We start from the raw sequence: 1,437 nt of genomic DNA on the forward strand, positions 1-1,437 counted from the left end.
CATGAATCATCCCAAGCACATCGATCCGCGTCTCGATCCGACGCGCGTGATCCGCGCGCCGCGCGGCAGCGAGAAAACCTGCAAGACCTGGCTCGCCGAGGCGGCGTACCGGATGATCCAGAACAATCTCGATCCCGAGGTGGCCGAGCATCCGCATGCGCTGGTGGTCTATGGCGGCATCGGCCGCGCCGCGCGCAACTGGGACTGCTTCGACCAGATCCTCGCCTCGCTGAAGGATCTGGAGGACAACGAAACGCTGCTGATCCAGTCGGGCAAGCCGGTGGGCGTGTTCCGCACCCACGCCGACGCGCCGCGCGTGCTGCTGGCGAATTCGAACCTGGTGCCGCACTGGGCCAACTGGGATCACTTCAACGAGCTCGACCGCAAGGGCCTCATGATGTACGGCCAGATGACGGCCGGCAGCTGGATCTACATCGGCAGCCAGGGCATCGTACAGGGCACCTACGAGACCTTCTTCTCGGTGGCCAACCAGCATTTCAACGGTGATCCGTCGGGCCGCTGGATCCTGACGGGCGGCCTGGGCGGGATGGGCGGCGCGCAGCCGCTGGCCGCCACCATGGCCGGCTTCTCGATGATCGCCGTGGAATGCGACGAGTCGCGCATCGATTTCCGCCTGAAGACGCGCTACGTCGACAAGAAGGCCAAGACGCTCGACGAGGCGCTGGCGATGCTGGAAGAGGCCAAGGCGAACGGCAAGCCGGTCTCGATCGGGCTGCTCGGCAACGCGGCCGACCTGTTCGCCGAGATCGTCGCGCGCGGCATCACGCCGGACTGCGTGACCGACCAGACCAGCGCGCACGACCCGGTGAACGGCTACCTGCCGCAAGGCTGGAGCGTCGAACAATGGCACGAGGCGCGCAAGGTCGATCCGCAGAGCATCGTGAAGCCGGCCAAGCAGTCGATGGCCAGGCAGGTGCAGGCGATGCTGACGCTGCAGGAACGCGGCGCGGCCACGCTCGACTACGGCAACAACATCCGCCAGATGGCGCTGGAGATGGGCGTGCAGAACGCCTTCGATTTCCCGGGCTTCGTGCCGGCTTATATCCGCCCGCTGTTCTGCGAGGGCAAGGGGCCGTTCCGCTGGGTGGCGCTGTCGGGCGATCCCGAGGATATCTACAAGACCGATGCGAAGGTGAAGGAGCTGATCCCCGACGATCCGCACCTGCACAACTGGCTCGACATGGCGCGCGAGCGGATCGCCTTCCAGGGGCTGCCGGCGCGGATCTGCTGGGTGGGCGTGAAGGATCGCTATCGCCTGGGCCAGGCCTTCAACGAGATGGTCCGCAAGGGCGAGCTGAAGGCGCCGATCGTGATCGGGCGCGACCACCTCGACACGGGCTCGGTGGCGAGCCCGAACCGCGAGACGGAAGCGATGAAGGACGGCTCGGACGCGGTCAGCGACTGGCCGCTGCTCAA

General features: G+C 66.5%; 1 protein-coding gene. It reads left to right on the forward strand.

Annotation, left to right across the window (positions count from 1 at the left end):
• Position 1 precedes the first annotated feature (1 nt).
• Positions 2-1,437: urocanate hydratase (hutU, locus tag F3J18_RS37335; protein WP_166917179.1), on the forward strand; the 1,436-nt coding region annotated here is incomplete at its 3' end.

Source organism: Burkholderia sp. Ax-1720, from assembly GCF_011753035.1.
Lineage (GTDB): Bacteria > Pseudomonadota > Gammaproteobacteria > Burkholderiales > Burkholderiaceae > Burkholderia > Burkholderia gladioli.